Genomic DNA, 23,850 nt, shown 5'->3' on the forward strand with positions numbered 1-23,850 from the left:
CCGCCGGTGTCACTGCACCTGCGTACCCTGCTCGCATGGGTCAGGACAGGCTGCAGGTGGTGCCGCACGGGCGGCCGGCGACGGCGGCGCTCGGCCGTGCCATCGCCGCGGCCAAGGGCGACGACCCGCTGGCACCGGTCACCGTCGCCGTCGCCCACCCCCGGGCCGGGCTCTCGCTGCGGCGCACGCTCGCCGCGCGCCGGGGGGGTGTCGTCAACGTGCAGTTCCTCGTCCTCCCCCGGATCGTCGAGCTGCTCGGCGCCCCGTCGCTCGCCGCGCAGGGCCGACGACCGCGCACCGCCACCGTCGCCCGAGCGGCGGCGCGCGCCGTGCTGCGCGACGCCCCGGGTCGGGTCCTCGCGCCGGCGGCCGACCACCACGCCACCGAGGCCGCCGTCGTGCGCCTCGTCGAGGACCTCGCCTCGGTGGGTGCCGACGGGCGTCGTCGCCTGGCCGACCTCGGCGGCCGGGCGGCCGACCTCGCCGCGCTGGCCGAGCGCGTCCTCGCCGCCGCGCCCGACCGCTACGACCGCCACGACCTCACCCGCGCCGCCGTCGAGTCCGTCCGTCGGGGTCGTGCCGGCCAGCTCGGGCACCTCGTCGTGCACCTCCCCTCGCGGCTGCACCCTGCCGAGGTCGAGCTCGTCGGTGCGCTGGCCGACCAGGACGCGGTCACGGTGCTCCTCGGCGTCACCGGCCACCCCACCGCCGACGCCACGGTGGCGGCCCTCCGCGAGCGTCTCGAGCCCATCCTCGGCGCCGCGTCGGAGCCCGACCGTCCGTCGCCTCCCACGGCGCAACGGATCATCACCACCACCGACGCCGACGACGAGGTCCGCGCCGCCCTGCGCGCCGTGGTCGAGCACTGGGAGCAGGGCACACCACTCGAGCGCACCGCCATCGCGTACCCCTCCTCTGAGCCCTACGCGCGGCTCCTGCAGGAGCAGGCCGCCGCGGCCCAGCTGCCGATCAGCGCCACGGCCACCGCCACCCTGGCGTCGTCGGTGGTCGGCCGCACTCTGCTCGGCGCGCTCGCTCTCGCCCCCCACGAGCGCCTCGAGCGCGACCGGCTGATCGCCTGGCTCGCCGCGGCCCCCATCCGCGACGCGGACGGCCAGCGCGTCCCCACCACCCGCTGGGACGTGCTCACACGACGGGCCGGCATCGTCGCCGGCGGTCTGGCCGAGTGGCACCGCCACCTCGACGCCCACGTCGAGCGCCTCCGCGACGACGCGGCGCGCCGGGCGCGCGCCACCCCGGACGCCGCGTCGGCGAGCCGCGCCGAGCGCGACGAGCGGGAGGTCGAGCGCCTGCGCACGTTCCTCACCTGGCTCGCCGAGCTGCACCGCCGCGTGGACGACGCCGGCTCCTGGGAGCAGATGGCCACGGCGGCACGGGCGCTGGTCCACGCCACGCTCGGTCCCGAGGGACGTTGGGCGGGGTGGCCCGAGCACCAGACAGAGGCCGGGGTCGCCGTCCTCGACGCGCTCGAACGCCTCGGGGCGCTCGACGAGGTCGAGCCGTCACCACGCGCCACGTCCTTCCGCCGTGCACTCGCGGCAGAGCTCGACGTCGTCCACGGCCGAACCGGCGCCACCGGCCGCGGGCTCCTCGTCGTACCGCTGCACCACGCCGTCGGGCTCGACCTCGACCTGCTGGTGGTCGTCGGGCTGGCCGAGGGCACGCTGCCCGGCCGCACCTCCGACGACGCCCTCGTCCCCGACGCCGATCGCGAGCGCGCCGGGCTCGACCTCCCCCGTCGGGCGGACGTCGTCGTCGAGCAGCACCACCGGTTGCTCGCCGCCATGGCCGGCGCCGAGCGTCGCATCCTGCTCATGCCCCGTGGCGACCTCCGCCAGGGCCGCGAGCGGATCCCGTCGCGCTGGCTGCTCGACTCGGCGGCCGCGCTCGTCGGCGCGCCGGTCACGACCCGCAGCTTCGCCACGCTCGACCACCCCGCCATCGAGGAGGTCCGGTCGTTCACGTCGGGCACCGCCGCGGCGGCGCACCACCTCTCGCTCACCGACCGCGACCTCTCCGACCTCGCCGGTTGGGTGGCCGACGGCCGGGCGGCCCACGAGCACCCGATCACCACCGAGGTGCCTGCGCTCGGACACGCCATGGCGGTCCTGCGCGCCCGCCGCCTCGGCGGCTTCGGTCGCTTCACCGGCCACGTCACCGGCGTCGAGATCCCCACCTTCCGCGACGGCGGTGCGCTGTCCCCGACGGCGCTCGAGCGCTGGGCCGCCTGCCCTCGCCGCTACTTCTTCGCCCAGGTGCTGCGCCTGCGCGAGGAGGAGCGCCCGGAGGTCATCGACCGCATCACGCCCCGCGACCGCGGGTCCCTCGTCCACGAGACGCTCGATCGCTTCCTCGACGAGGTGATCAGCACCGGGCCCAAGGCCCCCGACGAGCGGTGGAGCCCCACGGAGCGATCACGCGCCCACGCGCTGCTCGACGAGGTGGGGGCCGGCTTCGAGGACCAGGGCCTCACGGGTCGGCCCGTCTTCTGGGCGCTCGACCGCGTCGCCCTCCACCGCGACCTCGACCGCTTCCTCGATCTCGACGACCAGCTGCGGGCCCAGAACCGTTCGACCCCGGTCTCGACCGAGCTCCCCTTCGGCCCCGACGAGCCGGTGCGGGCCGTCCTCGACCTGCCCGGCGACCGGCGGATCGAGTTCCGCGGCTTCGCCGACCGGGTCGACCGCACCGAGGACGGCGGGCTGCTCGTGCTCGACTACAAGACGGGCGGCGCCCGCGAGGCGAAGGCGATCGCCGAGGGCGAGGACAAGCTGCTCCGAGGCGAGAAGCTCCAGCTACCCGTGTACGCGCTGGCGGCGCGCACCGCCCACCCCGACGCCACCGGCCCGGTGCACACCGCCTACTGGCACATCTCCGACAAGGGCGGGTGGGAGCGCTACGGGTACACCTCCGAACCCGAGCACGAGGCCCGGTTCGAGGAGGTCCTCACCACGATCGCCGACGGGATCGAGGCCGGGCACTTCCCCGGCCGCCCCGGTCCTCCGTCCACCCGTCTGGGCAAACCCCCCTTCGAGCGCTGCCTGCACTGCGCGTTCGACGTCGTGTGCGGGCGCGACCGCGGGGTCGAGTGGCAGAACGTCCGCCTCGCCCCCGAGCTCCACGACCTCCTCGTCCTCGCCGGGGAGATCGACGAGGACCCGGACGAGAACCCCGCCGACGACGCCGAGGCCGCGTCGTGACGACCCCCGCCCTGCCCGACCACGCCGCCCGCCACGACATCGCACACGCCCACGACCTCACCCTGTTCGTCGAGGCCGGCGCCGGCACGGGGAAGACCCACAGCCTCGTCGAGCGCGTGGTGACCCTCATCCGCGACGGCGTGCCGATCGAGGACCTCGCCGTCATCACCTTCACCGAGGCCGCCGCGGCCGAGCTGCGCGACCGGGTGCGCGGCGCGCTCGACACCGTCGACGCCGGCGAGGCGGAGTCCCGCGCGCTCGCGGGGCTCGACGGGGCCGCCATCTCGACGCTCCACGGCTTCGCCCAGCGCATCCTCGCGGAGAACCCGCTGGAGGCCGGGCTCCCGCCGATCATCGAGGTCCACTCCGAGATCGGGGCCCAGGTCGAGTTCGAGCGCCGCTGGCGGGCCTTCCTCGACCAGCTGCTCGACGACCCGGACCGGGCCGAGGTGGTCCAGCGGGCCGTCGTGCTCGGCATCGAGCCCGCCCACCTGAAGGTCCTCGCCCGCACCCTCGAGGACAGCTGGGACCGCCTCCCGAGCCGGGCACCGGACCGGCCCCCTCTCGGGCCCATCGACCTCGAACCCGTCGTCGCCCCCCTCCGCGCGGCCGTGGCCCGCCGGGCCGAGTGCCTCGACGACAGCGACGCCGTGGCCCGGCTCCTCGACGAGCGTGCCGTGTGGCTCGGTCAAGCCGCGGCAGCCACCACCGCGGTCGAGCGCCTCCAGATCCTCGAACCGATCTGCAGCGGCAAGTACGGCCGGCGGGGCGCGAAGCCCAACTGGCCGGCCGGCACGCTCGAGGAGCTGCGCAGCCTGCTCACCGACGCCACCGACGCGGCCCAGGCGGCACGCGCCCACGCCGTCGACGACGTGCTGCGACGCCTCCTCGACGACCTCGGTCGCTTCACGCTCGCCGGCGTGGAGGAGCGGCGCACCGCGGGTCGGCTGCACTTCCACGACCTCCTCGTCATGACGCGCCAGCTGCTGCGCAGCTCGGCCGCCGTCCGTCGCCGGCTCCACGACCGCTACCGCCACCTCCTCGTCGACGAGTTCCAGGACACCGACCCCATCCAGATCGAGATCGCACGGCTGATCGCCGCCACCGACCTCGACGTCGACGCGCCATGGGAGGACATCGCCACGCCACCGGGACGCATCTTCTTCGTCGGGGACCCGAAGCAGTCGATCTACCGGTTCCGGCGCGCCGACATCCGGCTCTACCTGCGCGTGCGCGACGGCGACGACACCGACGAGCGCGTCCTGTCCACGAGCTTCCGCTCGGTCCCCGGCATCGTCGAGTGGGTCAACCGGGCCTTCGCCGAGATCATGGGCGCCGGCACCGCCGGTGCCCAGCCCGCCTACAACCCCCTCACACCGGCGCGCCCCCACGGCCCCGGCGACCTGCCCGTCGTCGCCATCGGCGGCCCGATCGAGGGCTCGGCGTCGGAGCGGCGCGCCACGGCGAGCGACGACCTGGCCCGGGCGCTGCACCGGGCCATGGACGACGCCTGGCAGGTCGAGGACGACCGCACGGGCCAGTGGCGGTCGCCTCGATGGAGCGACATCGCGGTGCTCGTCCCCACCCGCACCGGACTGCCCGAGCTGCGCGCCGCCTTCGACCGGGTCGGGGTCCCCTACCGCATCGAGGCCAGCTCCCTCGTGTGGCTCACCCAGGAGGTCCGCGACCTCCTGTCCGTGCTGCGGGCGATCGACGACCCCACCGATCAGCTGGCGCTCGTCGCCGCGCTGCGCTCCCCCGCCTTCGGGTGCGGCGACGACGACCTCGCCCGCTACGCCGTGGGCGGCGGTCGGCTCGACCTCCGTGCCGACCCGCCCGAGGGGACGCCCGACGACGACCCCGTCGTCGCCGGTCTCGCCGCGCTGCGCGAGCTGCACGATGCCGCCACGTGGGACGAACCGAGCGCGCTCGTCGAGCGCGTCGTCCGGGAGCGCCACCTCATGGAGCTCGCGACCGCCACGCCCCGTCCCCGCGACGTCTGGCGTCGCCTCCGCTTCGTCGCCGACCAGGCCCGGGCCTACGCCGACGCCGAGGGCGGCACCCTGCGGGACTTCCTGGAGTGGACCGACCTCCAGGCCGACGAGTCCGCCCGGGTCAGCGAGACCATCCTCCCCGAGACCGACGACGACGCCGTCCGGGTGCTCACCATCCACGCCAGCAAGGGCCTCGAGTTCCCGATCGTGGCCGTCGCCGGGATCGATCGCGACCCGGGCGAGATGCGGTACGGGCCCAACGTCCAGTGGACCGACGACCACGTTCCCGAGGCGTCGGTGCGCAGCGGCCTCACCACCACCGGCCACGCCGAGCTGTGGGAGCGCGAGAAGGAGCACGAGGTCCACGAGTCCTGGCGACTGATGTATGTCGCCACCACCCGCGCCCGCGACCACCTCCTGCTCTGCGTCCACCACGACGCGTCCCGGGGGCCGGAGCGCAACGTCGCGGCACGGCTCCACGCCATCTGCACCGCCCACCCTGACACCTGGCGCCCGCTCCCCTCCGAGGAGGCGACCGCGGCCCCCGCCTCCGACACCGAGCTCGGCCAGCTGACGCTCGACCTCGAGCCCGGCCAGCTGACGCTCGACCTCGAGGCCGCACCGCCGGCGGCCGACCCCGACGCCCGGCACCAGGACCGCGCCCGCTGGATCGCCGACCGCGCCGCGCGCCTCGCCGAGGCCGCCCGGCCGTCGGTGGTCGCCGCCACCGCGGTGGCCGGCCTCCTCCCCGCCGCCGATCCCGCGTCGCCTCCACCGGGGGACGACGGCGACGGTGCACCCGTCGACGAGGCCGAGCCGTGGCGCCGGGGCCGCGCCGGCACGACCATCGGACGCGCGGTCCACGCCACGCTCCAGACGGTCGACCTGGCCTCGGGTGCCGACCTGCCCGCCATCGCCGCGGCCCAGGCCGCGGCCGAGGGCATCCCCGGCCGCGCCCCGGAGGTCGAGCGGCTCGCCCGCGCCGCGCTCGGTGCCCCGAGCATCGTGGCGGCGGCCCGCCGGCCCCACTGGAGGGAGCTGTACCTGGGCGCCGAGGTCGAGGGGGTGCTCTGCGAGGGCTACATCGACCTGCTGGTCGAGGGCGACCACGGGCTCGAGGTCATCGACCACAAGACGGACCGCACGCCCGACCCGCAGGCGCTCATCCCCCGGTACCGCCTCCAGACCGCCACCTACGCCCTGATGGTGGAGGCCACGCTGGGACGGCCCGTCGCACGGTGCCTGCTCGTCGTCCTCGGCCCGGAGGGTGCAACCGAGGTGGAGATCCCCGACCTCGCAGCCGCCACCGACGAGGTCCGACAGCGCCTGCGCGTCGGCGCCCGCCCACGTGGGTCAGTCGGCGACGCCGTGCCGGGGTAGCTCGATCACGCGGGCGCCGGGCGACGCCGCCTCCAGGGCGGCGACCGTCGTCGGCTGGCAGGTGAACACGAGCACCTGGTGAGCACCGGCGAGGTCGGCGACGACCGCCGCCATCCGCTCGGTCCGCTCGGGGTCGAAGTTCACGAGCACGTCGTCCATGACGAACGGCAGCGGTGTGTGGGCCGCCATCTCGGCCGCCAACCCGAACCGCATGCAGAGGTAGAGCTGCTCGGCCGTCCCCCGGCTGAGGTCGTCGACCGAGAGCCGTCGACCCCGCCGGTCGAGCACCTCCAGCTCGCCGTCGACCACGGCGAGCCCCTGGTGGGCGCCGTCGGTCACGTCGCGGAACATCGCCTCGGCGCGAGCGAGGACGGCGGGCTGTCGCTCGCGCTCGTAGCGCCCGAGCGTCGCGGCCACGAGCTGGCGGGCGGCGGTGAGGGTCTGCCACTCGCCGACGGCCTCCGCCAGCCGCGTCCGCGCCGACGCCGCGGCGACGGCCGCCTCGGCGACATCACCGGTGCGGGACAGCTCCTCGAGCGACCGCGCCGCGTCGTGGTGCATGCGGATGGCGTCCTCGTGGGCCGCCTCGAGGTCCGGCATCCGCTGCACCTCCTCCTCGAGCGCCGCCTCCCACCCCGACACGTCGCCCTCGACCAGCCGCGCCGCCGCCGCGTCGGCCGCGTCGCCCCGGCCGAGGACGGCGTGGATCTGGGCCTCGGCCTGGGCCCTCTCGGCCACGAGCTCACGCCGGCGTCGCCACCGCTCCACCGCGGTGCGGACGCCGGCGTCGTCGATCGCCCCGATGCGCTCCAGCAGCTCGGTCCGCTCGGCGCGCGCCAGGGCCACCCTGTCGTAGGCCAGCTCGGTCCTCTGCTCGGCGTCGTCCACCGCCCGGGTCCGCTCCTCGAGCGCCCGGCGGGCATCTCGGTCGGCCGCCGCACGGTCGACGAGGTGGCGCACGTCGGCGAGAAGGTCGTCGCCGTCGTCGTCGAGACCGGCGCGACGGAGGAGGTCGACGGCCCGGGCACGGAAGCGGTTCGACTCCTCGTCGAGGTGCTCGCGCTCGCGCTCCAGCGCGTGGAGGCGTCGGGACGACGAGCGGGCCCGCTCCACGGCGGTGAAGAGGTCGTTGATCGCCTCCACCCCCAGGTCCGGCGGCAGGCGCTGGGCCTCCTTCCACGCCGCCCACGCCCGGGAGGCCTGCTCGACCTCGGCCTCGCGCGTCGACGCCTCGAGCTCGAGGGGCGCCAGCGCGGCGGCGGCGCCGTCGCGCTCGGCCACCAGGGCGACGAGGCGGTCGGCGAGCGTGGCGTCGCGGCGAACCTCCTCGGCCTGCGCGTCGAGCGCGGCGGCGCAGTCCTCGACGTCGAGCGCCGACGGCTCCTCGGGAAGGTCGAGGACCAGCGCCGCCGCCCGCACGCTGGCGCGCAGGTGGTCGACCCGCACGCGTGCGGCGTCCCGCTCCGCCTCGGCGGCACGCACCTGCGAGGCCAGGTCGTCCGCTCCATCGGGTCGCACCGCGGTCCGGCGGGTGAGCACGACCGAGAGGCCGAGGGCCGCCAAGACCACTCCGGAGCCGCCGAGGACGGTGGCGAGCTGCCCCGAGCCGCCGATGGCCGCGGCCAGGCCGAACAGCACGAGGGCGACGCCGACGGCGGTCAGACCGGTGCCGAGCACCGCACCGCTCGCCGACCGCGCCGGTGGGCGCACGGCGCGCAGACCGGTCACGGCGCGCTCGGCGGCGTCGAGCCGCGCCGCCTCCGTCCCGAGGTCGACGAGGTGCGCCCGCAACTGGCGGAGCGATCGGGCCCGCCGCTCCTGGCGCTCCCGCTCGCCGTCGAGGTCGCGCTCGCCCAGACGGGCCTCGATGTCGCGCACCTCCGCCTCGGCCTCGTCACGTCGGCGACGGAGGTCGTCGCACGACGCGACCAGTCGACGGTGGTCGGCCACCAGGTCGTCGAGCTCCCGCCCGCGCCGTCGGACGTCGTCCGCTGCGGGGATCGACACGTCGAAGGCGTCGAGGTGCGCGCGGTCCCACCCGGTGCCGAGCCGACCGAGCAGCTCGTCCAGCTGACCCCGCTCGACGTCGATCTCGCGATCGAGCTCGGACAACCGCTCCGTGCGTGCGTCCTCGGCGACGATCTCCGCGCCGACTGCCTGGGCCACCGGCCCCAGCTCGACGAGCCGGTCGTCGACGTCGAGCTCGTCACGGCGCTCGACGGCGGCGGCGAGCGCCAGCTCTGCGGCGTCGAGCGCGACCTCGGCGGCCGCCAGCTCGGCGCGGACCTCGTCGAAGCGCGCCACGACGGCGTCGTCGAGCCCGGGCTGCTCCTCGAGCTCGTCGAGCTCCTGCTCGATCGCGTCGATCCGACCCCGCCACGGCCACGCCTCGAGCAGGGCCCGGAGCCGGTGCTGCTCGGTGCGGCACGCCTCCACGGCGCGGCGGCGGCTCTCGGCGAGATCGGCGAGGCGATCCACGTCGTCGCGCCGGCGGACCAGGTCGGCCGCCGCCGCCTGCGCCTGCACGAGGGTGCGGGCGGTGGCGCGGGCCTCGTCGGCGAGGTCGCGCACCACGCAGCGGCCGCGTGGCCGCACGAGCGCGCTCCGCCGGGCGTCGAGGGCGTCGATCGCGCTGCGGGCGGAACGGCCGGCCCCGACCACGCCCGCTGAGAAGACCCGGTCGCGCACGGCCTGGGAGTCGAGCAGCTCGAAGCCGTCGAGCTCGCTCAGACCGAAGGCGAAGACGTTGTTGAACAACCCGGCGTCGGCATGGCCGAGCAGGTCCGTGAGCTCGTGGTCCTCGGCCAGCGAACCGTCCGGCCGCCGCAGGACGAAGGCCTTGGGATCGACGTAGCGCTCGACCGACCAGTCACCGTCGTCGGTCCCGAGCACGACCGCGCCGCCGTGACGACCCCCGTTCACCGGCGGGTGCCGGCGGCTGCGGCTTCGGCCGTCGGGGAACCCGAAGAGCACGCCGCGCAGGAACGCGAGCAGCGTCGACTTCCCCGCCTCGTTCGGCCCGGCGACGATCGTGAGCCCCGACGGCAGGTCCTCGACCCGCGCGTCGTGGAACACCCCGAACCCGTCGACGTGCCACCCACGGATGCGCACGTCAGTCCTCCTCGACGACGAGGTCGACGGCCAGGCGCACGGCCTCCTGCCACCGTGCAGCCGCGGTCGGGTCCGGCCGCTCGTCACCGAGCAGTGCCGAGAGGTCGGCGGGCAGCTCCGCCGCCCACTCCTCCGACAGCGCGGTGCGCCGCGCCTCGTCCATCGCCGTCGACTCCTCGAGCAGGTCGGCGACGAAGTCGTTCCGCTGGCGCAGCTCGTCGAGGTCGTGCGGCGTCGTCGTCGCCACGTCCAGCCGATCCCACCAGAGGAACGGCGGATCGAGCGGCGCGTCGTCGCGCAGGACCTGGAGGAGCTCAGCAGCCGCGCCCGGACGGCGGAGGTCGGCGTGCAGCGCACCCCGGCCCACGAGCCGCACCCCGAGGAGCAGCGAGCGGCCCTCGGCCGCCAGCAGGCGCTGCTGGCCGAGCTCGCGGAGGCGGGTGTGGAGCTCGCCGAGGTCGGCGAGCTCGTCGATCTCGCACGTGGCGTCGTCGATGCGGACGCGGTCGAGCGCGACGAGCTCGGGCTCCCCGATGGTGCCGGCGTCGTCGACCTCGACGATCAGCACGCCCTTCGCGCCCCGTTCCCCCGGGCGCGGGGACCGGCCCTGGAGGTTGCCGGGGTAGACGATCCAGGGGTCGCGGTGGAGGACCTCCCGGGTGTGCACGTGGCCGAGCGCCCAGTAGTCCAGACCGGTGCGGACGAGGTCGTCGACCGTGCACGGGCTGTAGGGGTCGTGGCCCGGTCGGCCACCGACGTTGGCGTGCAGCACCCCGACGTGGACCCCGGGCGCGTCGGTCCGACGGAACCGCACCGCGAGGTTCTCGGTGGTCGCCCGGCGGGCGTAGCTCGTGCCGTGCACGGTGGCGAGGACGCGCCCGTCGCGCTCGACGGGCACGCTCACGACCTCGCCGGCCGGGAACACGGTGACGAGGTCGGGCCACTCGCGCACGGCGGACCACCCCTCCTCCACCGGGTCGTGGTTCCCCGCGGCGATGAAGGTGGCGATGCCCCGCTCCGCCAGGCGCGTGACGCCCCGGAGCACGCGGAGCTGGGCGCGGATCCCCCGCTCGGGCCCGTCGTACACGTCGCCGGAGAGCACCACGAAGGCGACGTCTCGAGCGATGGCGGTCCGGACGAGGTCGTCGAACGCCAGGAGGCTGGCGTCGCGCAGGGCCTGCGCGACCTGGGGAGACGTCGCGCCGAGCCCGGTGAAGGGCGTGTCGAGGTGGAGGTCGGCGGCGTGCAGGAATCGGAAGCCCACGGAAGGCCGATCGTAGGCGCCACCCCTGGGGTGGGGATCGACCGCCTGGGTAGGGTGCGCGCATGGCATCCGACATCACCTACGGACCGGACGTGGCCCTGGTCGTCGTCGACATGCAGAACGACTTCGCCCACCCCGACGGCAGCCTCTACGTCACCGGCGGTGACGTGGCCGTCGCCAAGGTCAACGAGCAGATCCTCGCGGCGCGCGAGGCCGGCGCGCTCATCGTCTACACCCAGGACTGGCACCCGGCGGAGACCCCGCACTTCGTCACGCACGGCGGCACGTGGCCGGTCCACTGCGTGAAGGACACCTGGGGTGCCGAGCTGCACGCCGCCCTCGAGGTGGCCGACGACGCCACCGTGGTGCGCAAGGGCACGGGCCAGGCCGACGGCTACTCGGGCTTCACCGTCCGCGACCTCGAGTCCGACGCCGACGTCCGCACCGAGCTGGACCCGCTGCTGCGCGAGCGGGGGATCGGCCGGGTCGTCGTGGTCGGCATCGCCACCGACGTGTGCGTGAAGGCCACGGTCCTCGACGCCGTCGAGCTCGGCTATGACACGGTCGTCATCCCCGACGCCACCGCAGCGGTCGACCTCGAGGAAGGCGACGGCGCCCGTGCGGTCGCCGAGATGGCGGCGGCCGGCGCCGTGGTGTCCTGAGGTGGTGCGCACCGGCAGCGCGCTGTTCACCGACCTCTACGAGCTCACGATGGCGGCGGGCTACGTGCGCGTCGGCATCGCCGAGCAGACCGCCACCTTCGACCTGTTCGTGCGGCGGCTGCCCGAGCCACGCCAGTTCCTCGTCGCCGCCGGACTCGCCGACGCCGTCGACTTCCTCACCGACCTCTCGATCGACGACGACGAGCTGGCCTTCCTCGAGTCGACCGGGCGGTTCGCACCCGACGCGCTCGACGCCTTCGCCCGCCTGACCTTCACCGGGGACCTGTGGGGCGTCCCCGAGGGGGAGGTGGTGTTCGGCAACGAGCCGATCCTTCGGGTCACCGCCCCGCTCATCCAGGCCCAGGTCGTCGAGACGCGGCTGATCAACCTCGTCGCCTCGCAGACGATGGTGGCTTCGAAGGCGGCACGGGTGGCGATCGCCTGTGGGGACCGCACGTTCGTCGACTTCTCGGCCCGCCGGGACCACGGCGGCGATGCGGCGATGCAGACGGCGCGGGCGTCCTACGTCGCCGGCGCGGCGGGCACGTCGCTCGTCGCCGCCGGCCATCGGTGGGGCATCCCGCTGTCCGGCACGATGGCTCACGCCTACGTGATGAGCTTCGACGACGAGCGCGACGCGTTCCGCACGTTCGCCCGCACGTTCCCCGACGACGCCGTCCTCCTCATCGACACCTACGACACCGAGGAGGGAGCGCGCCGCGTCGTCGAGGTCGCCGCCGAGCTGGCCGACGACGGCATCCACGTACGTGGGGTCCGGCTGGACTCGGGCGACCTGGCCCACCTGTCGAGGGCGGTCCGCGCGATCCTCGACGAGGGCGGCATGACCGAGACGTCGATCTTCGCCTCCGGTGACCTCGACGAGTACCGCATCACCGAGCTGCTCGCCTCCGGGTCCCCGATCGACGCCTTCGGCGTCGGCACCCAGCTCGGCACCAGCGCGGATGCCCCGAACCTGGGTGGCGTCTACAAGCTCGTGGCCGATGCGTCGGGCCCGAAGATGAAGCTGGCCGAGGACAAGGTGACGCTCCCCGGCCTCAAGCAGGTCTGGCGGGTCGAGCGCGACGGTCGGAGCACCCACGACGTCATCGCCCTCGATGACGAGGAGCCGCCGACCGATGCTCGGCCCCTGCTGCACCCGGTCCTGCGGGACGGCGCGCTGATCGGGCCCCTGCCCTCGATCGACGAGTCCCGGCGACGGGCCGCGACGTCGATCGCCGCGCTGCCGAGCCGGCTGCGGACGCTGCAACTGCGCGAGGCGCCCTACGACGTGCGCCGCTCGGCCGCGCTCGACGCGCTCGTGGCCGAGCTCACGGCACGCCACCGCGCCGGCTGAGGTCCGGGTGCCCCGCCGACACCCGGACCCCTGCGGCTCGTGGCCTGCTGGCGGCTACCGCTCCCGCCAGACCTCGGCCCAGTAGACGACCGCGCCGGTCACGCCGTCGCCCTGGGCGCCGTCACCGGCGGTCCAGCCGCCGAGGTTGCGCACGTCCTCCGTCGCGAAGAGCGACGTCGCCGTGCCGCCGGCCCACATCAGCGGGACCTGTTCGGCCAGCTCCATCATCATCGACTCGACCGCGGCGTAGCGCTCCTCGAAGTCGCTGCTGGTCTGGAGGACCTGCAGCTGCTCGTCGAGGTTGTCGCTCGTGTAGTTGGCGACGTTGGCCGAGCTCGTCGCCACCGGTCCGAAGGCCGGGGCCAGGGTGGTGTACGGATCCTGGTCGGCACCCATCCGGAAGCAGGTGATCATGTAGGTGCCGGAGAACGGCGGGTCCTGATCGGCGCTGCCGAGGGCGTTGGTGATGAGCGTCGGCTGCTCGACCTGCTCGAGCTCGACCTCGACGCCGACCCCGTTCCAGAAGGCCTGGACCGTCTGGGACAGGAGCAGGAGCGACGGGTCCGGCGGGCACTGGAAGCGGATGCTGACCGGTTCGCCGACCGCCTTGCCGTCGGACCGCTCGGGATCGTTGATGTACTCGTCGAGGAGCTCCTCGGCCCGTGCCGGGTCGAACGCCGGGTACGCCTCCTCGACCGCGGCGGAGTACCACGGCGAGTTCGGGCTGAAGAACTGGGTCTGGGGCGGGGTGATGCCCGCGCCGCCCAGCACCTCGATCAGGTCCTCCTGCTCGGTCGCGTGGACGAGCGCCTGACGCACGCGGACGTCGTCGACCGGCGGGACGAGGACGTTGAAGATGCCACCGCCGCCGTTGTTGCCGAGGCCCTCTAGCGACTGGATCTCGCCCTCGGCCTCGAGCTCCTCGGTCTGGCGGACGAACGACTGGCGGAACGTGTGCCCGACCTGGATGTCGCCCGACTGCACCGAGGCGATGCGGCTGCTCTCGTCCGGGATGGGCCGGAAGATCAGCTCGTCCAGGTAGGGGAGCTGCACGCCGTTGGCGTCGGTGCGCCAGTAGTCGGGGTTGCGCTCCAGTCGGATCTCGCTGTCACGCTGCCACGACACGAAGCGGAACGGGCCGGCGCCGACCGGCTGGCTCCCGCAGTCCTGGCCGGCTGCCGCGCAGGCCTCGTTGGAGAACGGGTAGCCGATCGTGCCTGTGAGCAGGTCGGGGAACGCGGCGTCGGGCTCGGACAGCACGTAGGTGTAGGTGAGCGGCCCGTCGACGCGCACCTCCTGCACGTGGGTGATGCTGCCGGCGACCGTCGAGGTCTCGGTGTTGAGGTACTCGTCGAAGTTCCGCTTCACGGCCTCGGCGTCGAGCGGCGTGCCGTCGTGGAACGTGATGCCGTCGCGCAGGGTGACCGTCCACTCCGTCGATCCCTCGTTGGCCTCGATCGACTCGGCCAGGTGGGGGTGGATCTCGCCGTCGGCGCCGCGCACCGCGATGGAGTCGAACACCGCCCGGGCCACGTTCGTGTTCGTCGAACCCGCGCCCGGGAGGAAGGTGTTGGCGTCCGCCTCCAAGCCGACGACCACGGTCCCCCCGGTCGTCACCTCCTCGACGTCGGACGCCAGCGTCGTGCTGCTGATCGCCTGCTCGTCCGCCGTCGTCCCGGTGTCGCCGCCCGACCCCGAGTCGTCTCCGCCACAGCTCGCCGCCACGATCCCCGCCACGATCACCCCTGCTGCTGCACGCCATCCCCGTCGACGGCGCGTGGGCATCGTGCCCTTCATGTGGTCCTCCCCAGTGGGTCGATGAGTGTCCGACACCCGGGAGGGCGTCGTTGACACGGCGGACAATAACGGATCACCGCGGCATGGGGTGACCGCCGTCACCGCCGCACGACGACACGGCGGCGCGTAGCGTGCGGCCATGCCTCTCGACGGTGAGTACGAACCGAGCACGTGGGAGTGGGTCCGCGACCAGGTGGAGGAGTACGAGGCCTCCGGCGGCCAGCGCGCCAACACGCTCCTCGACACCGGCATGCCGGTCATCATCCTGACGACGCGCGGGACCCGCAGCGGGAAGATCCGCAAGTCGCCGCTCATGCGGGTCGAGCACGGCGGGGAGTACGCGCTCGTGGCCTCGATGGGAGGCGCGCCCACCAACCCGTCCTGGCACCACAACCTCCTCGCCGACCCGACGGCCGTCGTGATCCAGGACGGCCCCGAGCCCTTCGACGCCGAGGCCCGCATGGTCGAGGGCGACGAGCGGGCGGCGTGGTGGGAGCGGGCGGTCGCCGCGTACCCGCCCTACGCCGAGTACCAGGAGAAGACCGAGCGGCGCATCCCGGTGTGGGTGGCCCGGCGCCGCTGAGCAGATGACCACCCGCGCCTTCCGCGAGCTGCACCGTGCCGGCACGTTCGTCATGCCCAACCCGTGGGATCGCGGCTCGGCCCGCGCGCTGGAGGCCGCCGGCTTCCCGGCGCTCGCCACCACCAGCTCCGGCTTCGCCCGGTCCCTCGGGCGCAACGACCAGGAGACGACCCGCGACGAGCTCGTCGCCCACGTCGCCGACCTGGCCGCGGTGCTCTCCGTCCCCCTGAGCGTCGACGGCGAGCGCCTCTTCCCCGGCGACCCCGGGGGCATCCCCGAAACGGTTCGGCTGCTCGCCGACGCCGGCGCCGCGGGCTGCTCGATCGAGGACCACGACCCGGCGCGTGGGGCCGTCGTGCCGATGGAGGAAGCCGTCGCCGCCGTCCGCGACGCCGCCGAGGCCTGCGCACGCCACGACCTCGTGCTCACGGCCAGAGCCGAGAACCACCTCTACGGGGTGGGCGATCTGGACGACACCATCGAGCGCCTCGTCGCGTTCCGGGACGCCGGCGCCGACGTCGTCTACGCGCCGGGGCTCCTCGACGCCGGTGACATCGAACGGGTGGTGCGGGAGGTCGGCCGACCCGTCAACGTGCTCGCGCTCCCCGGCACGCCCTCGGTGGCCGAGCTCGCCGCGCTCGGCGTGCGGCGCGTCTCCACCGGCGGGGCGCTCCAGTCCGCGGCGTACGAGGCAGCCCGCCAGCGGGCCCTCGCCCTCCGCGACGGGGCCTGAGCAGCCCGCTCTCAGCTGCCTCGGCCAGGAAGGTCCGACCACGCCGCCGCAAGGCGGGCGACGGCCTCGTCGAGCACCTCGGGTGGCTGGGTGACGGCCAGCCGCAGACGGTCGCCCATGTCCCCGTGCGGCGCGAGCAGCGAGCCGGCGACCACGTGGACGCCGTGGGCGGCCGCGGCGTCCGCCACGGCGCGAGCATCGGCGACGGGCAGTCGCACCCACGCCGCGGTCCCCCCGCGGCTCGGCGCGACCTCCCACTCGGGGAGGTGCTGCACCAGGGCCGCGGTCAGGTGCCGGTGCTGCCGTCGCAGGTCGAGCGCGCGGGCCGCCGCGAGGCGCGGGACCTCGTCGAGCAGCGCGAGGGCCACCGCCTGAGCCAGGACGTCGCCGCCCAGATCGGCGACGACCCGCCGCGGTACGAGGCGCCGCACGAGCGCAGGCTCGGCCCGCACCCATCCCACGCGCAGCCCGGCCCACGCCACCTTGCTGAGGGAACCGATCGTGACGATCGGGGCCCCCGGGTCGAAGGACCGGAGGGGCCGGGGCCGACCCTCGTCGTCGAAGGGCAGGTCGGCGAGGACGCGGTCGTCGATCACCGGCGTCCCCGTCCGGGCGGCGAGGTCGACGATCTGCGCCCGGTCACGATCGGACAGGACGGATCCCGTCGGGCTCTGGTGGGTGGGGTTCAGGTAGACCAGCGCGGGACGGTGCCGCACCACGGCCTCCCGCAGGGCCTCGACGTCCACGCCGCCCGGGCCGGTCGGCACCGCGACGAGTCGGGCGCCGGCGCGGCGCGCGGCATCGAGGGCCCCGACGTAGGTCACGTCCTCGACGACGACGACCTCACCCGGTCGCACGAGCTCCTCGACGACGAAGCCGATCGCCTGCTGGGCGCCGGAGGTCACCAGGACCTCGTCGGGCCGATCGGCGAGCGCGGCCCGCAGCGCGGTCGAGCCCGCCGGCTCGTACCCGGTACCGGCCACCGCCCCTCGGGCGTGGTCGAGCGCGGCGCCGATCGCCGTCCGCTCGCGCGCGCCCGCCTCCGGCGCGGCGAGGGAGAGGTCGATCGAGCCGTCGGGGTGCTCGAGCACCGCGCCCATGCTCTCGGCGGGCGCGCGGCCTGCCGGCGCCAGGGTCCCCGCCACCCACGTCCCGCGACCCTGGCGGCTGTCGATGCGGCCCGAGGCCTTCAGGCGGCGATAGGCCTCGGCGGCGGTGGCCCGGCTGACCGCGGCGCGCCGGGCCAGCTCGCGCTCGGTCGGGAGCGCCGTGCCCGGCGGCAGCTCACCCCGCAGAACGAGGGCCTCCAGTGCGTCGGCCAGTCGTCGGTGGAGGGGTCCGGGACCGCGCTCCCAGCCCGCAGGAGGCAGATCCAGTGGCGTTCCACCCAATGAGCCTTGATTGGACCGGTCCATTCCACCCATCGTCGCACGATGCTGCTGTCCCGCCGCGCCGCCGGCATGTCGTCGTCCACGATCCGCGACCTCCTCCACCTCGCGGACCGACCCGAGGTGATCTCCCTCGCCGGGGGCCTGCCCGATCCGGACGGCTTCCCGCTCGACGCCATCCGGGACGCCGTCGCCCACGTCCTGGCCGGGCGGACGACGGCGCTCGCCGCTCTCCAGTACTCGAGCACCGAGGGCGATCCCGGCCTCCGGGCGTGGATCGCCGCTCGTCACGCGGCCGTGACCGGACGCCCCACGTCGCCGTCGCAGGTGCTCGTCACGACCGGGTCGCAGCAGGGGCTGGACCTGCTCGGCCGGGTCCTCGCCGACCCTGGCGACGTCGCCGTCGTCGAGGAGCCGGGCTACCTCGGCGCCATCCAGGCGCTGCGTGCCGACGCACTCGACGTCCGCGGCATCCCCGTCGACGACGACGGCCTCCGGACCGACGCCCTCGAGGACGCGTTGCGCCGCGGCCTCCGCCCTCGGCTCGTCTACACCGTGCCCACCTTCCAGAACCCGACGGGCACCACCCTGCCCGACGCCCGCCGACGTCACCTGGCCGGCCTCGCCGACCGGTACGGGTTCGCCGTCGTCGAGGACGAGCCGTACACCGACCTGCGGTTCGGTGGCGCGCCGGTCGTCCCGGTGGCGGCCCAGTCGGACCGCGTCGTCACCCTGGGCACGTTCTCGAAGACCCTCGCCCCCGGGCTCCGCGTGGGGTGGCTCGTCGGTCCGGCCGAGGTGGTCGCCGCGGCGACCCGAGCCAAGCAGGCCGTCGACCTGCACACCGCCGGCATCGCCCAGCAGATCGCCCTCGCTCTCGTGACCGCGCCGGGCGGCATCGACGAGCACGTCCGCCGCGTCGCCGCCACCTATGCCGAGCGCGCGAGGGCGTTGCGCGCGGCGCTCGTCGAGGCCATCGGCCTCCGGTACGAGCTGACCGATCCGGGCGGCGGCATGTTCCTCTGGGCCGCGCCCCGGAGCGACGACGCGCCGGATGCCGCAGCGTTGCTCCACGCGGCGATCGCCCGCGGGACGGCCTTCGTGCCCGGCGAGGCGTTCGTCGTCGGCGAGCTGACGCCGCGGCGACGCGGGGCGATGCGGCTCTCGTTCGCCACCGCCCCGCCGGACGACCTGCGCGTCGCCGCCTCGCGCCTGGCCGCCGCCCTCGACGACGTGGTTGGGCGCGACATCCGGCGCATCTGACGCCAACCGCGCCCGACACCCGCCCTCGGGCGCGACATCCGGCGCATCTGACGCCAACCGCGCCCGACACCTCGCAGTCGAGCGCGGCGTGCGCGCCGTCGGCCCCTAGGGCAGACGGCGGTCCTCAGGTCGCTGCACCCGCAACCAGCGGTGGCCGTAGCCGTCCAACGTGATCTCGGTCCGACCTGCGGCGTCGAGCTCGCAGCGACCCTCCTCCAGCAGGTCGACCAGGCACCACCCGTCGTCGGCGTCCTCGAGCTGCAGCGGCACGACGACCGGATCGTTGCCGAGGTTGTGGACGGCGACGATCGACGCCGTCTCCCAGGTGCACCGGTGGGCGAGGACCTGGCGGTGGGGCTGGTCGAGGATCTCGAGGTCCCCCCATCCGAGCTCGGGGCACTCGCGGTAGCGCTGGATGAGCGTGGCGACGAAGCTCCAGAGCGAGTCCGGGTCGCGCTTCTGGTCGGCCACGTTGACGAACTCCGGCCCGAAGGCACCCTCGACCACCCGGGACACGAGCTTGCGGGGCGGGGCGGTCGAGAACCCTCCACCCGTCTCCGAGGTCCACTGCATCGGGGTGCGGACGGCGAGCCGGCCCTCGGCGTCGAGGTCCTCGCCCATCCCGATCTCCTCGCCGTAGTAGAGGACGGGCGTGCCCGGCAGGGAGAACAGCAGGCTGTAGACCATCCGGACGCGGCGCGGGTCGCCCTCGAGCATCGGTGGGAGCCGACGCTTCAGCCCCCGGCCGAACAGCTGCATGCGCTCCTCGGGGCCGAAGGCCGCGAAGACCTCCTGGCGCTCCTTCTCGGAGAGCTTGTCGAGCGTGAGCTCGTCGTGGTTGCGGACGAACGTCGCCCACTGCGACTCGACCGCCGTGGCCGGCCGTCCGCGCAGCGCCTTGGCGAGGGGGCGAGCGTCGCACCGGGCGAGGGAGAGGTACATCGCCTGCATGCCGACGAAGTCGAACATCATGTCGAGCTCGTCGCCGTCCGTGCCCCCGAAGAACCTCAGCTGGTCCCGGTACGGCAGGTTGACCTCGCCGAGCATGATGGCGTCGCCGTTGCGGCGGCTGAGGAACGAGCGGAGCGCCCGCAGGTACTCGTGCGGGTCGGCCATCTCCTCGACCTGCTGGCGATCGATCCCCGTGGTCTCGAGGAAGAACGGCACGGCGTCCACACGGAACCCCGAGAGCCCCATCTGCATCCAGAACCCCATCGCCTTGGCGATCTCGTCGCGCACCTTGGGGTTGGCGACGTTGAGGTCGGGCTGGTGCTTGTAGAAGCGGTGCAGGTACCACTCGTCGGTCTTCGGGTCGTGCTCCCAGATCCCGTCCTCCTTGTCGGGGAAGACGACCTCGTCGCTCGTGTCGGGCGGCGGATCGGACCGCCAGACGTAGTAGTCCCGGTACGGGTTGTCCTTGCTGGCTCGGGCCTTCTTGAACCAGGGGTGCTGGTCCGAGGTGTGGTTGACGATCAGGTCGGCGATCACCCTGATGCCGCGGTCCTTCGCCGTGCGGATGACCTCGACCAGGTCGCCGAGCGTGCCGAGCCGCCCGTCGACCCCGTAGAGGTCCATGACGTCGTAGCCGTCGTCCCGATCGGGGGTCGGGTAGAACGGCATGAGCCAGAGGCAGGTGACGCCGAGCTCGGCGAGGTAGTCGATGCGCTGGGCCAGGCCGGCGAGGTCGCCGATCCCGTCACCGTTCGAGTCGAAGTACGTCTCGACGTCGAGGCAGTAGACGACGGCGTTCTTCCACCACAGGTCGCTGGTGTCGGTGATCCTCATCCGGCCCTCCGCTCCGGCTCGGAGACGTCGAGCTGCGGGAGCACCGACTCACCGAAGGTGTCGATGAAGCGCGCCTGCTCCTGGCCCACGTGGTGCAGGTAGACCTCGTCGAACCCCACGTCGACGAGCTCGCCGAGCCGCTCCACGGCCTGACCGGTGTCGCTCACCACGACGACGGCGTCCCGCACCGACTGCTCGGTGACGTCCCGGCTCACCTCGTCGAAGGCCTCGGGGGTGTCGAGGTCCCAGCAGACCGGCGGGGAGAAGACGTTGGTGCGCCACTGGTCCATGGCGATCGCCACCGCCTCGTCCTCGGTGGGCGCCCACGACACGTGCACCTGCAACGCCACCCGTCCCCGGCCCCCCGCCCCTCGGTACGCCTCGACCATGTGCCGGAGGTGGTCGAGGGGCTGGTTGATCGTGACGAGGCCGTCGGCCCACGACGCCGACCGCCGTGCCGTGGCCACGCTGACCGCAGGGGCGACGAGCGGCGGACGGACCTCGGGGCGCGTCCACAGCGTGGCGCGGTCGACGGTGACCAGCCCGTCGTGGCTGACCTCCTCGCCGTCGAGGAGGCGGCGGATGACCGACACCGACTCCTCGAGGCGCGCCTGGCGGACCTCCTTGCGGGGCCAGGCGTCACCGGTGATGTGCTCGTTCATGTTCTCCCCGGAGCCGAGGGCGGCCCAGAAGCGGCCGGGGAACATGGCGCCGAGCGTGGCGATCGCCTGGGCGACGATCGCCGGGTGGTACCGCTGGCCCGGTGCGTTGACGACGCCGAACGGCAGGTCGGTGGTGGCGAGCGCCGCGCCGAGCCACGACCATGCGAAGCCCGAGTGCCCCTGCCGCTCGCTCCACGGCGCGAAGTGGTCGGAGCACATGGCGGCGGTGAAGCCGGCCTGCTCGGCGCGCTGCACGTCGGCCAGCAGCTGACGGGGGTGGATCTGCTCGTGGGAGGCGTGGAAGCCGATGACGGTCACCGGCCCCGCTTACCGCTCGGCGGTTCCGGTCAACCGTGGTAGCAAGTCGACCATGGTCACCTCGCGCGGTCGCAGGTCGAGCCTCGAGCAGGAGCGGTCGCGCCGCAGCCGTGACGCCCTCCTCGACGCCGCGGCGGACCTCTGGGCCGACGCCGAGGTCGACGAGGTGAAGGTCGAGGACATCTGCGCCCACGCGGGCGTGTCGAAGGGCCTCTTCTACTTCTACTTCGGCAGCAAGGAGGAGCTCGTCGTCCAGCTGCTCGCCGAGGACGCCCGACTCGTCGCCGACGAGGTGGCCCGGGGCATCGAGCACGACGAACCGTTCGCCGACGTGCTCGACGCCGCGCTCGCGGCGGTCGTCCGCCGGGCGCAGCGCCGACCACGTCACCTCCTGCGCCAGGGCACCGGCGAGCTGCTCGCCGACCCCGCGACCACCGCCGGCGACGACGACGGCTCCCCGCTGGTGGCGACGTGCGTCGACCTCGTCGCCCACGGCCAGGCCCGCGGCGAGGTCCGCGACGACGCCGACCCTCAGGACGCGGGGGCGCTCCTCGCCACCTCGATCCTCCGCGCCCAGCTCGAGTGGGCCGGCGCCGAGCGGCGCCAGCCCTCGCTGGCACGCCGCCTGGCTGCGCGGGTCGACCTCGTCGTGCACGGGCTCGCCGGGCGATGACCGGCGTCGAGGTGCTCGTCGTCGAGGGTGGGGACCTGTCGCCGCTGCGCGAGCTGCTCGCGGCGCTCGCCACGGCCGGTTCCGGCTGGGTGAACCTCACGCCCGCCGACGCCGAGCCACCCGCGCCGACGTCGATCTGGGGTCGCATCAACGGGCGGGGCCCGGACGTGCCCCGGATCACGTGGACGGCGCCGCAGCACGGCCGCCGCGAGGAGCCGGCCCAGCTCGGCATCGAGCACGCGAGCGGCAGCAAGGCCCTCCCCCGCCTCGCCGAAGCCGGCGTCGGGTTGCCCGCCGGGTGGGTGCGCCTCCAGGACCACGCCATGCGCGGCATCGTCGCCGTGCCGCCGCCGGGCACCGACCCCGAGGCGGCACTGCGCTGGGGCCTGGCCGCCGTCGAGCACCTGGCCGGGTGGGCGGCCGACGGCCGCTGGCGCGCCGAGGTTCACGGCGTCGCCTGAGCTGGGCTACGGTGCCCAGGCCCGGCCACAGAGCGCCGGGCGTCGTGAGCGCAGCGAAGTCCGGTGAGATCCCGGCGCTGTCCCGCAACTGTGATGGGCCCTCGGGCCCGAGCCAGGTCGCCTGCTCCCACGACCGACGAACATCGACCCTCGGAGGAAGGGTGGTTCGTCCGGCGCCACGGTGCCGGCGGGCTCATCCTCCCCGGGACCGGAGGATGCAGTGAGGACACAGCACCGGATCGCCACGGGGATGGCGATCGTGCTCATGCTGGTCGCCGCGGCGTGCGGCGACGACGGCGACGACGGCACCGTCACCGAATCGGGCCAGCGCCCGGAGGAGACGACCGCACCGGCGGACGACGACGGGGGCGGCACGTTCCCGGTCACCGTCAGCGCCGACAACGGGGAGGTGACGATCGAGTCGCGGCCCGAGGCCATCGTCTCCATCTCGCCGACCGGCACCGAGATGCTCTTCGCGATCGGGGCCGGGGACCAGGTGGTCGCGGTCGACGAGTACTCGTACTACCCGGAGGAGGCGCCGGTGACGGACCTCTCCGGCTTCCAGCCCAACGTGGAGGCCATCGCCTCCTACGAGCCGGACCTGGTCGTCCTGTCGACCGACCCCGGCGACGTGGCGGACGGGCTCGAGCGCATCGGGATCCCGGCGATCCACCTCGACTCGGCCGAGGACCTCGACGACACGTACCGCCAGCTCGAGCTGCTGGGCGTGGCCACCGGGAACGTGGGCTCGGCCGCCGAGGTCGTGTCGCAGATGCAGACCGAGATCGACGAGATCGTGGCGACGATCCCCGACGACCTCGCGGAGCGCACCTACTTCCACGAGCTCGACAGCCAGCTCTACAGCGTCTCGTCCGACACCTTCATCGGGCGGGTGTACGCCCTGCTGGGGCTCCGCAGCATCGGCGACGAGGCGCCCGACGACGCCGGGAACTACCCGCAGCTGTCCGAGGAGTTCGTGCTCGACGCCGACCCGGACTTCATCTTCCTGGCCGACGCCCAGTGCTGCGACCAGTCGCCGGAGACCGTCGCCGCTCGCCCCGGCTGGGACACCCTCACCGCGGTCGAGGAGGGCCGGGTCATCGTGGTCGACGAGGACGCGGCGTCCCGCTGGGGCCCCCGCATCGTCGACTTCCTGCGGGAGGTCGCCGACGAGGTCCTGGCGACGGCGGACGCCGGCTGA

At 74.4% G+C, this 23,850-nt stretch carries 16 protein-coding genes; 10 read left to right on the plus strand and 6 right to left on the minus strand.

The features are described 5' to 3' along the window. Positions 1-35: 35 nt before the first annotated feature. The gene (locus GH723_RS14210; protein WP_153760267.1) at positions 36-3,221 is read left to right on the plus strand and encodes a PD-(D/E)XK nuclease family protein; all 3,186 of its coding nucleotides are present in this window, start codon (positions 36-38) and stop codon (positions 3,219-3,221) included. Then, positions 3,218-6,595, plus strand: a complete 3,378-nt coding sequence (locus GH723_RS14215; RefSeq protein WP_195210319.1) for a UvrD-helicase domain-containing protein — start codon at positions 3,218-3,220, stop codon at positions 6,593-6,595. Before GH723_RS14210 ends, GH723_RS14215 begins: the two co-directional genes overlap by 4 nt. Here GH723_RS14215 and GH723_RS14220 read toward each other — a convergent pair. After that, positions 6,569-9,706, minus strand: coding sequence for an AAA family ATPase (locus GH723_RS14220; protein WP_195210320.1), 3,138 nt, complete (start codon positions 9,704-9,706; stop codon positions 6,569-6,571). The two genes, GH723_RS14215 and GH723_RS14220, sit on opposite strands and share 27 nt — an antisense overlap. Before the next feature lies 1 nt (position 9,707). Further along, the gene (locus GH723_RS14225) at positions 9,708-10,970 is read right to left on the minus strand and encodes a metallophosphoesterase family protein (RefSeq protein WP_195210321.1); all 1,263 of its coding nucleotides are present in this window, start codon (positions 10,968-10,970) and stop codon (positions 9,708-9,710) included. Positions 10,971-11,032: 62 nt separating this feature from the next. On the opposite strand from GH723_RS14225, the gene GH723_RS14230 reads away from it, so the two are divergent. Together GH723_RS14230 and GH723_RS14235 are read left to right on the plus strand one after the other, a co-directional pair. Further along, positions 11,033-11,632: an isochorismatase family protein gene (locus tag GH723_RS14230; protein ID WP_153760271.1), complete on the plus strand. Its 600-nt coding sequence runs from the start codon at positions 11,033-11,035 to the stop codon at positions 11,630-11,632. A gap of 1 nt (position 11,633) precedes the next feature. Next, positions 11,634-12,986 (plus strand): nicotinate phosphoribosyltransferase, encoded by a 1,353-nt coding sequence (locus GH723_RS14235; RefSeq protein WP_407650224.1) that lies wholly within the window; start codon positions 11,634-11,636, stop codon positions 12,984-12,986. Positions 12,987-13,040: 54 nt separating this feature from the next. Here the strand turns inward: GH723_RS14235 and GH723_RS14240 are convergent, their stop codons facing one another. Beyond that, on the minus strand, positions 13,041-14,783 hold the full coding sequence (locus tag GH723_RS14240; RefSeq protein WP_195210322.1) for an ABC transporter substrate-binding protein: 1,743 nt from the start codon (positions 14,781-14,783) through the stop codon (positions 13,041-13,043). 139 nt (positions 14,784-14,922) lie between these two features. Here GH723_RS14240 and GH723_RS14245 point away from each other — a divergent pair, with 139 nt between their 5' ends. Together GH723_RS14245 and GH723_RS14250 are read left to right on the plus strand one after the other, a co-directional pair. Next, complete coding sequence (locus tag GH723_RS14245) at positions 14,923-15,366, plus strand: nitroreductase family deazaflavin-dependent oxidoreductase (protein WP_153760274.1); 444 nt, start codon at positions 14,923-14,925, stop codon at positions 15,364-15,366. A 4-nt stretch (positions 15,367-15,370) separates the two neighbouring features. Beyond that, complete coding sequence (locus GH723_RS14250; RefSeq protein WP_153760275.1) at positions 15,371-16,099, plus strand: isocitrate lyase/PEP mutase family protein; 729 nt, start codon at positions 15,371-15,373, stop codon at positions 16,097-16,099. Between the two features lie 11 nt (positions 16,100-16,110). Here the strand turns inward: GH723_RS14250 and GH723_RS14255 are convergent, their stop codons facing one another. Further along, complete coding sequence (locus GH723_RS14255; protein ID WP_195210323.1) at positions 16,111-17,490, minus strand: aminotransferase-like domain-containing protein; 1,380 nt, start codon at positions 17,488-17,490, stop codon at positions 16,111-16,113. A 42-nt stretch (positions 17,491-17,532) separates the two neighbouring features. Between GH723_RS14255 and GH723_RS14260 the strand changes: the two genes are divergently transcribed. Continuing rightward, positions 17,533-18,750: an aminotransferase-like domain-containing protein gene (locus GH723_RS14260; RefSeq protein WP_153760277.1), complete on the plus strand. Its 1,218-nt coding sequence runs from the start codon at positions 17,533-17,535 to the stop codon at positions 18,748-18,750. A gap of 105 nt (positions 18,751-18,855) precedes the next feature. Here GH723_RS14260 and GH723_RS14265 read toward each other — a convergent pair whose 3' ends face one another. Both GH723_RS14265 and GH723_RS14270 read right to left on the minus strand, forming a co-directional pair. Beyond that, positions 18,856-20,535: an alpha-amylase family protein gene (locus tag GH723_RS14265; protein ID WP_153760278.1), complete on the minus strand. Its 1,680-nt coding sequence runs from the start codon at positions 20,533-20,535 to the stop codon at positions 18,856-18,858. Continuing rightward, entirely contained in the window at positions 20,532-21,515 is a 984-nt protein-coding gene (locus GH723_RS14270; protein WP_153760279.1) for a TIGR03885 family FMN-dependent LLM class oxidoreductase, read from the minus strand. Before GH723_RS14270 ends, GH723_RS14265 begins: the two co-directional genes overlap by 4 nt. Before the next feature lie 52 nt (positions 21,516-21,567). On the opposite strand from GH723_RS14270, the gene GH723_RS14275 reads away from it, so the two are divergent. The 3 genes from GH723_RS14275 (at position 21,568) to GH723_RS14285 (ending at position 23,850) form a co-directional block, all read left to right on the plus strand. Next, complete coding sequence (locus GH723_RS14275) at positions 21,568-22,188, plus strand: TetR/AcrR family transcriptional regulator (RefSeq protein ID WP_195210324.1); 621 nt, start codon at positions 21,568-21,570, stop codon at positions 22,186-22,188. Beyond that, the gene (locus tag GH723_RS14280; protein WP_153760281.1) at positions 22,185-22,649 is read left to right on the plus strand and encodes a hypothetical protein; all 465 of its coding nucleotides are present in this window, start codon (positions 22,185-22,187) and stop codon (positions 22,647-22,649) included. The genes GH723_RS14275 and GH723_RS14280 overlap by 4 nt, the downstream gene beginning before the upstream one ends. 220 nt (positions 22,650-22,869) lie before the next feature. Continuing rightward, positions 22,870-23,850 (plus strand): ABC transporter substrate-binding protein, encoded by a 981-nt coding sequence (locus GH723_RS14285; protein ID WP_229022846.1) that lies wholly within the window; start codon positions 22,870-22,872, stop codon positions 23,848-23,850.

This window comes from Actinomarinicola tropica (genome assembly GCF_009650215.1).
Lineage (GTDB): Bacteria > Actinomycetota > Acidimicrobiia > Acidimicrobiales > SKKL01 > Actinomarinicola > Actinomarinicola tropica.